Origin of the sequence: Pseudovibrio sp. Ad46 (assembly GCF_001623065.1) — a bacterium.
GTDB lineage: Bacteria > Pseudomonadota > Alphaproteobacteria > Rhizobiales > Stappiaceae > Pseudovibrio.
The window spans coordinates 289,426-303,352 of the sequence record NZ_LMCG01000049.1 but is presented as its reverse complement, the minus strand read 5'-3'; the positions used below and the strand labels follow the sequence as shown (position 1 = coordinate 303,352).

Sequence of the window (13,927 nt, the reverse complement as noted above, 5' to 3'; positions counted from 1 at the left end):
ACGCTGGAGGCAGATCGATCCAGTTGCTTGTGTTCAGCAATCCAGCCGCTGCATTCCTCGCACCTCAGTCTGCTCTCCCCTTCTCAACTCACTGAGCTCACAAAAAAGGCCGCGGAATAATCCGCGGCCTTTTAAAATCAGATAGCAGAGCACAGCTACTCGCTACTTTTTTCCTTGTCCTGCTTGGGATCAAGGACGCCAGCTTTCGCAATGTCTTCGAGGCTGACTTTCAAAGACGTCTTGTCTTCAGAAACACTTTCCTCTTCGATCTCGGTGGTCACTACATCACAATCGGCGTGACTGCCCTTGCCGTTCACACAGTGGATCTTATAGGAGCGCCATGCGAATGGGATGGAGATGAGATAGCCGGAGCTGATCACGGTCAGGCACTCGAACGGATAGCTTGCACCAAGTGCAATGATACCGACAGCGACAACAAACAGCGGTAAAACCCATTCGCGGCGAATGTGGGTGCCGATCTGTTTGCCGGAAAACGTTGGCAACTGACTGACCATCAGGAGGCCAACGAACATGGTGTAGAGCGCAACCGGCAGAGCCAGCTCGTTCCAATGCGGCACGCCCAGACGTTCCAGATAAATCGGCAGCAGAACTGTCAGCGCGCCTGCTGGAGCGGGAACACCGGTAAAGAACTTGCTGGCCCACTTTGGTTTATTCGGATCGTCCAGCGCCACGTTAAACCGCGCCAGTCGCAATGCCATGCAGATGGAGAACAGCAGAGAGGCGATCCAGCCGAGAGAGCTGGCATCTTCCAGCATCCATGCGTAAAGGATAATCCCTGGGGCAACACCAAAGTTCACGAAGTCGGCGAGCGAATCCAGCTCAGCACCAAACTTGGTGGACCCTTTGAGCATGCGTGCGACACGTCCGTCCAGAGCATCCAGAATGGCGGCGAGGAAGATGGCTGCAATCGCCATATCCCACCTGTCTTCCATGGCCATGCGAATGGCTGTCAGGCCGGAACATAGCGCCAGCAAGGTGACGACGTTTGGTAAAACAATACGAAGCGGAATACGCTTGCGCGTTGACCCTTTCGCATTGGTGGTTTGACCTCCCGGTTCATAGGGAGGAAATGGATTTGACACGCTATACTACCTTAAGAAACGCGGGCAACGATGTCGCCTGCTTCTTCATCTTTCAGATTTGCCAGAATACTCTCACCAGCAATCATGGTCTGGCCAAGGGCAACTTGTGGCTTTGTCCCCTGAGGCAGGTAAACATCAAGACGGGATCCAAAGCGGATCAGACCGAAGCGATCACCTGCAGAAATGTTTTCGCCTTCTTTTACGAAGCACACAATACGGCGTGCTACGAGGCCAGCGATTTGCACAACGCCGATGCGGGCACTGTCGTTTTCAATGATCAGGCCATTACGCTCATTGTGCTCACTTGCCTTGTCCAGTTCCGCATTCAGGAACTTTCCAGCCTTGTAAGCCACGCGCGTGATGCGGCCTGCCATTGGCGCACGGTTTACGTGACAGTTAAAGACGTTCATGAAGATGCACACACGCATCATCGGCTGATCGCCCAGATCCAGCTCCCGTGGCGGGATAACGGACCCCATCAGGCACACAGTTCCGTCTGCGGGGGAAACAATCAGGCCGTCTTTAACGGGAGTGACGCGCGGTGGATCGCGGAAGAAGTAACAGACCCATCCAGTGAGGAAAAGGCCGATCCAGAAAAGGGGCGACCAGAACCATCCTAAAATGATGGTCAGGACAGCTGCAATGGCGATAAACGGGTAGCCTTCTTTATGAATAGGAACCAGTGTCTTGGAAATGCTGTCCGCCAAAGACATCTTTACCACCTTTGCTAGAGTGAGGGGTTCAGCTATTGAACCCCTCAGACGTTAAGTTTCTGCTCATAGAGCAACTCAGAGAGATCTGTGCAAGCAACTCTAGCTTATTTAAACAGAGATTCCCCTGATTGCGCGCGGAGCAATCACTTGAACCCACTATTTCTTATCAGTTATGCCCTCAATTAGGCTTTCCTCAGCACTTTTGCCCCTGGAAATGAAGCCCTGATCATCTTCACGCATCTGCGCAAGACGTGCTTCCGCTTCACTGACTTCACGCTGGCGGCTCCACATGGAAGCGTAGAGGCCGTCATTTGCCATCAGCTCTGCATGCGTCCCCTGCTCAACCGCTTCACCTGCCTTCAGAACGAGGATTTGATCTGCGTTCACCACGGTGGAGAGACGGTGGGCGATGACAAGCGTGGTCCGGTCTTTGGAGACAATATCCAGAGCCGACTGGATTTCCTGCTCTGTGTGCGTATCCAATGCCGAGGTTGCTTCATCAAGAATGAGGATCGGCGGGCTTTTCAGGATGGTCCTTGCAATCGCGACGCGCTGCTTTTCACCGCCTGAAAGCTTCAGGCCACGTTCGCCCACTTCACTTTCATAGCCATGTGGCAGAGCTTCGATGAAGTGATCGATCTGAGCCAGCCGTGCTGCCTCTTTCACTTCTTCCTCTGATGCGCCAACGCGGCCATAGCCGATGTTGTAGGCGATGTTGTCGTTGAACAGAACCGTATCCTGAGGAACCATACCAATGTGATCGCGCAGGGATTTCTGCGTTACTTCGCGGACATCCTTGCCATCAATGGTGATGCGGCCCGAGGTGACATCATAGAAACGGAACAGCAGACGGGAAATCGTGGACTTGCCTGCCCCAGATGGACCAACAATCGCGATGGTGCTGCCTGCAGGCACTTCGAAGTTCACGCCTTTCAGGATCGGGCGCTCTTCGTCGTAGTGGAAGTGCACGTCCTCGAATTTGATGGTGGCTTCTTTGACCTTCAGGTCCTCCGCAAGCGGCTCATCCTGAATTTCAGGTTCTACGGCCAGTACGGAGAACATGGCTTCCAGATCAGCAATGCCCTGACGGATTTCGCGATAGATGAAGCCAATGAAATTGAGCGGAACCGACAGCTGCATGAGCAGCGCGTTGATCATGACAAAATCACCGATGGTCTGCTCACCGCGCTGAATTGCCATGGCGGACATAACCATACATGTGGTCATACCTGCACCGAGGATCAGCGCCTGCCCGAAGTTGAGCCAGGAGAGCGAGGTCCATGTTTTGATTGCAGCGCGCTCATACCCGCGCATTGCCTTATCAAAACGGCCACGTTCCATTTCCTCGTTGCCGAAATACTTGACGGTTTCGAAGTTCAAAAGGCTGTCAACGGACTTGCTGTTTGCATCATTGTCCGCGTTGTTCATGTCACGGCGGATCTGGATACGCTTATCGGAGGCGACGACTGTGTAATAGACGTAGGCAAAGACCGTCGCGCCGACGACCAGAACATACCAAAGGCCAAACTGGAACCAGATTACAACAGCCATCATCGCGAATTCGACGACAGTCGGGATACCGCTCAGGATCGTGAAACGAACGATGCCTTCAATCCCCTTCACTCCGCGATCGATCACACGGGTCAGGCCACCAGTGCGGCGTGACAGGTGGTAGCGGAGAGACAGTGCGTGAAGGTGCTGGAAGGTCAAATTGGCCAGTTCGCGAACGGCGTGGAGGCCAACGCTTGAAAAGATCGCGTCACGGATCTGGTTAAACCCGACAGCCATTGTTCTGGCGACGTTGTAGGCCAGGACCAACATGATTGGCGCGACAAGAATTGGCGGCAACCATTTTGGCAAAACGCTGGCGTCAGTCAGGGCATCGGTTGCCCATGCATAAAGATAGGGTGCGAAAACGGTAATAATTTTTGCGACAATCAACGCCGCGAGGGCCAGAACGACACGCTTTTTAAGCTCCGGCCTTGCATCCGGCCACATGTAAACCCAAAGAGTTTTCAGTGAACGAAGCAAGCCTTTATCGTCTGCATCCAAAGCAGGGGCGGATTTTGCCTGCTGTTTTTTGCTTGTTGCAGTCATGCTAGTGCCTTGTTGCCCGGCGCGCTTCTTAAAACGCAGAAGCGGTTGGCGAATTTGGAATGTCATATCAGAAGGGCAATGATCCAGAACGCGTTCATTGCCATCAGATTGGAGAGAGTCTTTCGCCCTCTTTTGGAGCGCACCCTTATCCGAAAACCGGAACCACTTTTCGGGAGCACGCAGTAGGATCGCAAACCAGAGAAAGCGCTGGATTGCTCATCCAGCGCTTTCCTAAAGATCAATCTGGAAAGCTTTCTCTTCTTAAATAGGACGTTCGAAGAGAAGAATCCAGATCAGTTATTAATTGTTTTCCAATTCAGGTCAGCCACAGGCAACATAAACACCTGTCCCGGGAAGATCATATCCGGATTTTGGATCTGCTGGCTGTTGGCCTGATAGATGGTGGTGTAGCGTGTGCCTTTGCCATAGAGACGACGGGAAATAGTCCAAAGGTTATCGCCGCGGCGGATGATAACGTTCGGCAACTCGCCAATGCCAACGGTTGCAGAGGCTCCTTTTGAACCAGACCCTTCCGCAACAAGGCGAACCGGGATCATGGCAACGTCATTCTCACCTTTGGTGAAGACAACCTGTGCGCGGGCTTCCACTTTACCGTTGGTGTTCTCGACTTTATCAGCTCTGACTTCCACATTGCCAGCAGGGATTGTTTTTTCAGCTTCCACAAGCCAGCGACCTTCGGTGCCTGCCTGCGCTTCGCCAACAAACTCTTCGCCTACATAAACACGAACTTGCGCGCCAGGCTCACTTTCGCCAGCAACGAAGACCTTGCCCTTCTCAGTTTCAACGGCTTTGACAGTCAGCTGCGGCTCTTCAGTTGCGGCTACAACCGGTGCTGCAGATGTCTCAACAGGCGCCGGAGTTTGCGCTGCGACTTCAACAGACGCGTCAGCGGTCTGTGTGGCAGCTTCTGGAGCTTGTGCAGATGTTGTATTTACAGGTGCAGGCGTCTCAGTGACGGCAACTTCAGTATTTGCAGATGCCTGTGCTGGTGTTTCAGCCGCTGCATTAACCGGAGCTGGTGCTTTTTCCTTTGCGCCAGGGGTCTGTGCAGCTGCAACGTCAGCAAGAGCAGTCGTTTCAGGTGAATCTGCATTCGCTGTTGCAACGGGCCCTGCAGTCACAGGTGTTTCTGGCAGCTGGAGAATTTTCGATGGTGCGTCTGGTTCATTCAGAACAACCAGAACCTCACCGCTTTCGTCTTCAGGCACAGACACTGCGATGTGTTGCTGCGAGCCGCTCTTTTCCTGAGTTTCCTGATTGGTCGCTTCAAGGCTGACATCGTGGTCGCCCGGCTTCAGCGGTCTTTCCAGAACAATTGCAAATTCACCGCTGTTGTTCGCAATGCCTTTGCCGACCACATCCCCGTTGGAGATGAGTGCAACAATGGAACCAGCTTCAGCGCGGCCAGCGACAACGGCATCGCCTGACGGCTCAACGCGCATCACATCAAAACTTGGAACATTGTCGGTGGTAACAGCGGCGGTATCCAGCTGAGTGGTCACTTCAGGGGCTTTGCCAGCTTCTGCCTTGTCCGTCTGAGTGCCCGACGAGTTGAGCTGTACTTTGCCATTTGCAGCAGCCTCCAGCTTTGCAACAGCCTTTTCAGCTTCTGCAACAACCGAAGTATCTTCCTTGCTCAGGTAGTACGCCCCCGCACCGATTGCGCCTGCAGCAACAGCCACAGCAACTGTCAGCAACCAGTTCATCCCCGATTTCGACATGGTTCTCAATTGCTCCTCAAGCAGACCATAGTTCACTCGACATGGCATGCTTTGACATTATATCAGATTGTCCGGATATCAGTTTATCCGGCTGTCTCTTTTCCTTAGCTTTAGGCAAAAAGGACAGACTTTAATCGTGTTTGTTATACATGTTTAACCCGAGGGGCAAGGTGCACCATGTCAGGCAAGTTGCGCATATGGTGAAGTTAACCTCATTTTACGAGCCTTGCTTGACGTTCCCCCTAGCCTAATGCGACAGAATACCTATGAAAACCTTGAAAAGCATCTGCGTATATTGCGGCTCCAATGCTGGAAGTCAGCCGCTGTTTGAAAAAGCGGCGATTCAGCTTGGTGAATTATTAGCCCGTGAAGGGATTCGACTCGTTTATGGTGGCGGATCCATTGGACTTATGGGAGCTGTTGCGAAAACTGTTCTTGAAAATGGCGGTGAAGTCACCGGTGTCATTCCGAAGTTCCTGATGGAACGAGAGGTGATGCTGGAAGACGCTCATGAGCTGATCGTTACTCAGGACATGCATGAGCGCAAACGCACCATGTTTGAAAAAGCTGATGCGTTTATCGCGCTGCCCGGTGGGATCGGCACTCTTGAGGAACTTGTGGAGATGCTGACCTGGGCTCAGCTTGGCCGCCATGACAAGCCCATGCTGCTTCTCAACCTTGACCAGTTCTGGACGCCTCTGGTGGAATTGCTCGACCACATGCGTAGTCTTGGCTTTATTCGCCCGGACAGCGACATCACCTACGAGATCACCGAGGACGTTGCTCAAAGCGTCGATATCCTTTGCAAGGCCATTGAGGACTGCAAAGTTGAACATCCTGATTTGAAGGATATGTAACAAAAAGGCCGCTGAGTTTTCAGCGGCCTTTTTAATTGTGATCCATTTTGCTGTTACGCCAGCTTCGCAACGCGGCGCCTTGCCATCACACCGTCGACCGAGAAGATGACGAGTGAGAACCAGATCATTCCAAACGCAAACAAGCCCTCAATCGACAGCTCTTCACCAAACAGCCAAATGGCGCTGAGGAAGTGGATGGATGGCGCTATGTATTGCAAGAAGCCAATGTAAATCATCGGCAAGCGGCGCGCTGAAAAGGCGAAGACCACCAATGGGACTGCTGTGATCACGCCTGTGAACAGCAGCAGAGACAAGAACCACGGGTGCTCCACCGGAATTGCTGGATAGATGCCACCGGTGCCAGCCTGCGCGAAGTACCAGATGCCGACAAGTGCAAATGGTAGGACGAGCAGGACTTCCACCAACTGGCCAGCAACGGCGCTTACAGGGGCTTGCTTGCGCACATAGCCGTAGAGCGCAAAACTCAGGGCCAATACAACAGACACCCACGGCAGTTCACCCACCTCAAAGGTTTTGTAGAGCACGGCAAAGATGGTGATCGCCAGTGCTGCAAGCTGTGCTTTGGACAAGCGTTCGGACAATAGCACTACGCCAAGACCCACGCTGACGAGCGGATTGATGAAGTAGCCGAGGCTGGCATCCAGCACCCTGCCCGTTTCCACCGACCAGATAAAGATGGTCCAGTTGATGCTGATGACGGAGGCCGAGACCAGCAGGTATCGCAGGCGCGAGAAATCACAGAAGATCGCAAGGATCTCCTTGCGCAGTTTGCTCATGACCAGAAAGGCGCCAAGAAACAGCACGGAGCCAATCACGCGATAGCAGATCACGATGATCGCCGGCATGTCTGCTGTGAGCTTGTAATACATGGGAGCAAAGCCCCACATGAGATAAGCAGATACTGCTGCGATCAGTCCAGCCTTGAACGCTTCTGGCGTGCTTAGCGGATCAGCAGCGGACGCTGACTGGCTCATTCAACCCTCATATTACAACGTAAACAGGCGCCAGAGATCCTGACGCCAGTTAAAAAAGGAAGGCGTGGCCGCGCATCCGCGACCACAAATCGTTTCGTGCTCAAAAGCCTTTGGCAGCCTTTATCAGGCTGTTTCCAGCTCATTCGCTTTGAAAATGCAATAACGAACGGAATCGACCAGAGCCTGGAAGGACGCATCTACGATGTTTTCAGAGACGCCGACTGTGAACCAGCGCTTGCCGGTTTTCTTGTTCTGGCTTTCTATGAGAACACGCGTGATCGCGCTGGTGCCACCGTTCAATATTCGCACTTTATAGTCTATCAGCTCAAGGTCAGCTATCAGGCTTTGGTATTTGCCGAGGTCCTTGCGCAGCGAAAGATCGAGCGCATTGACCGGGCCATTCCCTTCAGCCACCGACATGAACGTCTCGCCGTCCACTTCCACTTTCACGACCGCTTCGGAGACCGTGACACGCTCACCCAGCGCGTTGTAGCGGCGCTCGACACCGGTGCGGAAGGACAGGACATCGAAGTAATCCGGTACGGAATGCAGGCGTCGGCGGGCGAGCAGCTCGAAGGAGGCATCTGCGGCTTCATAGGCAAAGCCCTGCGCTTCCAGTTCTTTCACCTCCGCCAACAGGCGATCAAGACGCGGATCGGCTTTGTCAGCTTCAACGCCAAGGCGTTTCAGTTCATTAAGCAAGTTGGACTTTCCGGCCTGATCGGAGACAAGTACACGGCGTTGGTTGCCGACCATTTCTGGTGGGATGTGCTCGTAAGTATCCGGGTTCTTCAGGATGGCAGAGGCGTGGATGCCTGCTTTGGTGGCGAAGGCGTTGGCACCGACATAAGGAGCGTGGACGTTAGAAGATCGATTCAAGATCTCGTCAAAACTCCTTGATATTGCAGTTAATTCTGTCAGGTCTTCAACAACAATGCCAAGTTCGACCAGATCACGATACGGCTTTTTCAGCAACATGTTCGGGATCAGGGTGATCATATTGGCGTTGCCGCAACGCTCGCCGATGCCGTTGAGAGTGCCCTGCACCTGACGGACACCCGCAGCAACAGCTGCCAGTGTGTTTGCGACAGCGTGGCCGGTGTCATCATGGGCATGGATGCCCAGATTGCTACCGGGCACCACTTGCATCACTGCATTAACGATCTGCGTGACTTCGTGTGGAAGCGTGCCGCCGTTGGTATCGCACAGAACCACCCAGCGCGCACCTGCTTCAAAAGCGGTTTGTGCGCAGGCCAGAGCGTAGTCCGGGTTTGCCTTGTAGCCATCAAAGAAATGCTCACAGTCGATCATGGCTTCTTTGCCTGCCTCAACGGAGGCTTTGACGGTGTCTGCGATGCTTTCCAGATTTTCCTCGTTGGTGCACTTCAGCGCAACATCAACGTGGTAGTCCCAGCTTTTTGCCACATAACATGTGGCGTCTGCTGCCGACTGGAGGACCATTTGAACGCCGGGGTCATTGCTGACAGAGCGCCCAGCGCGTTTGGTCATGCCAAAGGCGGTGAAGGTCGCTTTCTTTGTTCTTTTTTCGGAGAAAAACTGTGTATCTGTTGGGTTTGCGCCCGGGTAGCCGCCTTCAATATAGTCGACGCCCAGTCTCTCCAATAAGTCGGTAATGGCAATTTTTTCGTCCACGGAGAAATCAATGCCGGAGGTCTGAGCCCCATCGCGCAATGTCGTGTCGAAAAGATACAGACGCTCTTTCGTCATAGTATGCCTACCCTGCTTATTGTCCTGAGTTCACCCTCAGGCTCCCCTCATGTGACGGAGGTTTCCCTTTGTCTCCGTAGGAATTCTCAAGGCACGTATCGCGGGCGCCTTGAGAAAACTTAGCAAGCCTAACGGGTTATCCCGAATAGAACCATGGAGCAGACTTCAAGTTTCCTTGTGGTATCTGCGTAGTCCATGGCTCTGAAATCTCGTTAAGCGCAGGACCAGGTGGTCTCAATTTCACCTGTTTCCTTGTTTTTCATGTCTTTGAGCACAATGCCGTCGGCTGCCAGCTCATCGCGGATGCGGTCGCTTTCAGCAAAGTCTTTTGCCTTGCGGGCATCCAGACGTTTTGCAATCAGCTCTTCCACTTTGGCCTTCAGCTCCGGAGAGGCATCTGCTTCAGCTTTTTCTTCTTCCTGTGCTTTGGAAAATGATTCAAGATCAAAGCCCAAGAACTTGATAGAATTAGCTAATTTTTGTGTAGCGTCTGCATCTCCCCCGCGTGCATCGCGGGCCAGTTTGTGAAGAGCGGCAAAGGCACGTGGCGTGTTCAGATCGTCTTTCAGGCCTTCCAGAACACCTTCATCCAGTGCGCCATTTTCCTGTGCTGTGACACCGTGCTTCTTCATCAGCTCAATCCAGCGGGTGAGCTGCTTTTCGCCTTCTGCCAGACTTTTGAATGTAAAGTCGATTGGCTGACGATACTGGGTTTGAAGCAGAGCATAACGGATGGCCTGACCAGACCATTTACGTCCATCGCCTTCTTCCGTGTCCAGCAGCTGGTGAACGGTGAAGAAGTTGCCCAGAGACTTGGACATCTTCTCGCCTTCCACCTGCAGGAAGCCGTTGTGCATCCACACATTTGCCATGGCATGGGTGCCGTGAGCACATCTGGATTGTGCAATCTCGTTTTCATGATGCGGGAACGTCAGATCGACACCGCCGCCATGGATATCAAAGACCTTGCCCAAATGCTTTTCAGACATTGCGGAACATTCGATGTGCCAGCCCGGACGACCTGGTGTTTTGATGCCACATGGGCTTTCCCAACCCGGCTCATCCGCTTTGGATGGCTTCCAGAGCACAAAGTCGGTCGGGTCTTTTTTGTAGGACGCGACTTCCACACGCGCACCAGCGATCATCTCGTCCAGCGTGCGGTTGGAGAGTTTGCCGTACTCGGGCATGCTTGGCACATTGAAGAGGACATGCTCGTCCGCGACATAGGCATGGCCTTTGTCGACGAGTGTCTCAATCATCATTTTCATCTCTTCGATGTGCTCGGTTGCCCGCGGCTCAATATCCGGCGCTTGTGCCCCCAACGCAGCCATGTCCTCATGGTACTGGCTAGCGGTTTTTTCGGTCAGCTCACGAATGGAAATTCCTTCGTTTGCTGCGCGCTCGTTGATTTTGTCGTCAACGTCTGTGATGTTTCGCACATATGTGACATGCTCTTTGCCATAGAGTTGGCGCAGCAATCTGGCCAAAACGTCAAAAACTACGACTGGGCGCGCATTACCAATATGGGCGTAGTCATAAACGGTGGGACCACACACATACATGCGCACGTTGGACGCATCCATTGGCACAAAAGCTTCTTTTGTGCGTGTCAAAGTATTGGTGAGCAGAAGTCCCTTGCCGCCCTGGGCTGTGTCTGCGCTCATAATGGTTCGTCTCCTGGCCAGCTGGCCGGGCGTTCATCTCACGCAGAATCAAGGCAGGATAGAACGGCCACAGCCAGCGTTGTCGCTAGCTGCAAATAATGATGGTGCAAGAAGAAGTGTGCATCGCCGTTTTCATATGTTGCTTTTCGCTGATTGTTGCTTACAGGTCAAGTCTTAGTCTCACCAGATCACCCACATTTCTAACTAAGTTAAATACAAAATTTCTACCCGAAGATGCAATTCTAAGGGAAAGCTAAGAAAAAACAGGGAAGTAAAACGTGTCTCACAAGAGTATCTGTGCCACCGTTGTCGCTGCAAGTCTGATTGGAATGAGTTCGCCTTCAAGTGCGACCGGTAATGCCACCTCCTCTGTGAACCCTATAGACCCGCTGAATTTTAATGAGACTGCGGCCTCACCACCAGCTGACACGCCTTCCCCGGACAACCTTGTGCTACCGGATATTGATCCCTTAGTCCTGCCAGAAAGCGAGCTGCAAGCTCCGGATCTCACCGGACCTGCCGGACAGGTTCTGGATCCATCCCTGTCAGAGCTGTCTGAGTTGGAGCAAACCATCCGGGATCTGATCTTTTCTGAAGATGAAATCGAACAAGCTGGTTTTAGTTCGCGGCAAGTGGATGCCCTGGCAGAGGCTTATTCCTTACGCAATTTCCGCCCTGTCTGGTTTGAAGACCAGTCTTTGACGCCGCTTGCCAACCGTTTGATTGAAGAGATTCGCAAGGCCTCAACCCATGGGCTTGATCCGCAAGCCTATGGTGTCCGGCAGCTGGCTTCCATTCTGGATGTGATGGAAGCGTCCAACGCAACGGCCACTTTGCGTGAGATCGCTGTTGTTGAGCTGCAGCTGACCCGCGTTTTTGCCAGTTACGGCGCCCACCTTGCTGGCGGCGTTGTGCGCCCGACCAAGGTGCTGAAGAATGTTTTTATCACCCCGCAAGTTCCAAAGCTGAATGACATGCTCACTCAGCTGGAAGAAACCCGGTCTGTTGAGCAGTTGTTTGCCAGCCTTGAGCCAGAGGCCCCGTCCTACGATCTTTTGAAAGACCAGCTGGCCCGATATAACGCGGCCCTCACCTCTGACTACCCTGTCTACATCGAAGATGGCCCGAGCATCCGGCCCGGTGACACAGGCGCACGGATTTCGCAGCTGGAAAAACGCCTGCAAGCAGAGGGCTATGCACCCTATTACTCCGGATACTCCGGCACCAACGAGCAAGACGTGGCGCCCGCCTTTTACAATGATGATATGGTTGCGCTCGTAAAAAGCTTCCAGAAACGTCATGGTTTGAGCGTGGACGGCGTTGTTGGCAAGAAAACCCGGGCAGCGCTGAATGCCTCACTCACAGACCGCCGCGATCAAATCCTCGTTAATCTGGAACGTATGCGCTGGGATGATCCGCTTCCTTCTGGCCGTTATGTGAAAGTCAACGTGGCTGAACAGATTGTGCGGGTGATGGAAGGCACAGACGTGCTTTATGAGACCCGCAGCGTGGTGGGCAAGCCCCGCCATGCCACGCCTTTGTTCTCTGACACCTTTGAGTATGCAGAGATCAATCCCACTTGGGGCGTGCCCTGGTCCATAGCCACCAATGAGTATTTGCCCAAGCTGCGCAAGAATGCCTCTGCCTTGTCTGGCAGCGGGATCAACGTTTACAAGAATGGTCGGCGGGTCGATCCGACGGCGATCAACTGGAATGCTGTCAGCAAACGCAGGTTCGGGTATCAACTCCGCCAGAAGGCCGGACGTAAAAACGCTTTGGGTGCCGTGAAGTACATGTTCCCCAACAAGCACAACATCTATCTGCACGACACGCCCTCCAAGCGCCTGTTCAATAAAGACCAGCGTGCCTTTAGCCATGGCTGCATCCGGGTGCAGGATCCATTTACATTCGGGGAAGTGCTGCTTTCCGGTTCTGGCCACAGCCGCGCCAAGATGGAAAAGCTGCGCGCCCGGGGCAAGACGGTTCGTCTGAAGCTGAAAGAGACCGTGCCAGTGCATCTGCGCTACTACACCGCTTTTGCTGGTGATGATGGGGAACTTCAGTTCCGGGAAGACATCTACAAGCAGGACAAAGCGATTCTGGAGGCTCTGCTCACCTCGCAAGATGCATTCAAGATAAAGATGGCCTCAACTTACTGACCTGACAAATATGCGCAAATTGCCACGTCCCTTATCAGGGATATGGTTAATAGTGCATATTTGAATTAGCTGTGCTAATATATCCCCAATAGAACTGCATTTCATAATTCAAACGGGGGTTGATTATGCTGAAGCAGGCTATGGGTGCAATGATTGTGGCAAGTGCTATCTCAAGCCCGATCATTTTCCTTGCGGTTTACCTGTTTATGAACTCTGCGTGAGTTCAAAGCCATCTCTTCAGGTGGTGCTGACAAAACTGAGAGTTCCCCAAATTTTAAGGGCAGCGTTCCACGCTGCCTTTTTCTTTGCCTGAATTTCGCTCACCTAAAACAGTTAAATCGGCAAACTGGTCGTTTTGTGTTGCTGGCAAGGTGAGTTTGAGGTGGTTGTGTGCAGTGGTGCTGGTTGAGCTTCAGGTGGCAGCACTACCTCTCGTCATACTGGCCGGAGCGAAGCGGAGATCCGGTATCCAGTACTATACGAGCTGAGATTGGTAAGTGGGGCTCTGGTTCCCGCATCGCGCTTCGCTTGCGCGGGATGACGGCGCTGGGTGACGACGCGGGTTATTGCCTGAGCCTAACAAAACTTATCCCCCTCACCTAAAAGCTGCCTTACTCTGTGTCTCGTGCCCACGCATTCGGGCAGGAGTGGACCGTCCATTCCGCGGCGTGGGTGGGGTTGGGCTGCCGGTACGAGGTAACGTATCGTGTCGGGAGGTCCGGTGAAGCGCCATACCCTTTTGAGGCCACAGTGGTATAGGGAGTTTGGGGTCGTTCCGGAGGGCGTCCGGTGGTGACAAGAAATTGTCGATGACAGGGAAACGTGTCATTCACGTCTGTCCGAGAGGGAGCCCGCGCGTTCATGATAAA

General features: G+C 53.2%; 9 protein-coding genes. 2 read left to right on the top strand and 7 right to left on the bottom strand.

Annotated elements, in window-relative coordinates; genetic code table 11:
* Window positions 1-155 precede the first annotated feature (155 nt).
* The 4 genes from pssA to PsAD46_RS14535 all read right to left on the bottom strand — a co-directional run bounded on the left by pssA (window position 156) and on the right by PsAD46_RS14535 (window position 5,655).
* The gene (pssA, locus tag PsAD46_RS14550) at window positions 156-1,103 is read right to left on the bottom strand and encodes a CDP-diacylglycerol--serine O-phosphatidyltransferase (RefSeq protein WP_063288375.1); all 948 of its coding nucleotides are present in this window, start codon (window positions 1,101-1,103) and stop codon (window positions 156-158) included.
* 11 nt (window positions 1,104-1,114) lie between these two features.
* On the bottom strand, window positions 1,115-1,816 hold the full coding sequence (locus tag PsAD46_RS14545; RefSeq protein ID WP_063307211.1) for a phosphatidylserine decarboxylase: 702 nt from the start codon (window positions 1,814-1,816) through the stop codon (window positions 1,115-1,117).
* A gap of 156 nt (window positions 1,817-1,972) precedes the next feature.
* On the bottom strand, window positions 1,973-3,913 hold the full coding sequence (locus PsAD46_RS14540; RefSeq protein ID WP_063307210.1) for an ABC transporter ATP-binding protein/permease: 1,941 nt from the start codon (window positions 3,911-3,913) through the stop codon (window positions 1,973-1,975).
* A gap of 293 nt (window positions 3,914-4,206) precedes the next feature.
* A complete protein-coding gene (locus tag PsAD46_RS14535; RefSeq protein ID WP_208981852.1) occupies window positions 4,207-5,655 on the bottom strand; it encodes an Ig-like domain-containing protein in 1,449 nt (482 codons plus the stop codon).
* A 266-nt stretch (window positions 5,656-5,921) separates the two neighbouring features.
* On the opposite strand from PsAD46_RS14535, the gene PsAD46_RS14530 reads away from it, so the two are divergent.
* Entirely contained in the window at window positions 5,922-6,512 is a 591-nt protein-coding gene (locus PsAD46_RS14530) for a TIGR00730 family Rossman fold protein (RefSeq protein WP_063307208.1), read from the top strand.
* 53 nt (window positions 6,513-6,565) lie between these two features.
* Here PsAD46_RS14530 and rarD read toward each other — a convergent pair whose 3' ends face one another.
* From rarD to cysS, 3 genes are all read right to left on the bottom strand, one after another.
* Window positions 6,566-7,507 (bottom strand): EamA family transporter RarD, encoded by a 942-nt coding sequence (gene rarD, locus PsAD46_RS14525; protein ID WP_057466058.1) that lies wholly within the window; start codon window positions 7,505-7,507, stop codon window positions 6,566-6,568.
* Window positions 7,508-7,630: 123 nt separating this feature from the next.
* Complete coding sequence (gene cimA, locus PsAD46_RS14520) at window positions 7,631-9,235, bottom strand: citramalate synthase (protein WP_063293119.1); 1,605 nt, start codon at window positions 9,233-9,235, stop codon at window positions 7,631-7,633.
* 212 nt (window positions 9,236-9,447) lie between these two features.
* Window positions 9,448-10,899: a cysteine--tRNA ligase gene (cysS, locus tag PsAD46_RS14515; RefSeq protein WP_063307207.1), complete on the bottom strand. Its 1,452-nt coding sequence runs from the start codon at window positions 10,897-10,899 to the stop codon at window positions 9,448-9,450.
* Window positions 10,900-11,177: 278 nt separating this feature from the next.
* On the opposite strand from cysS, the gene PsAD46_RS14510 reads away from it, so the two are divergent.
* Complete coding sequence (locus tag PsAD46_RS14510; RefSeq protein WP_063307206.1) at window positions 11,178-13,058, top strand: L,D-transpeptidase family protein; 1,881 nt, start codon at window positions 11,178-11,180, stop codon at window positions 13,056-13,058.
* The last annotated feature ends 869 nt before the right edge of the window (window positions 13,059-13,927 follow it).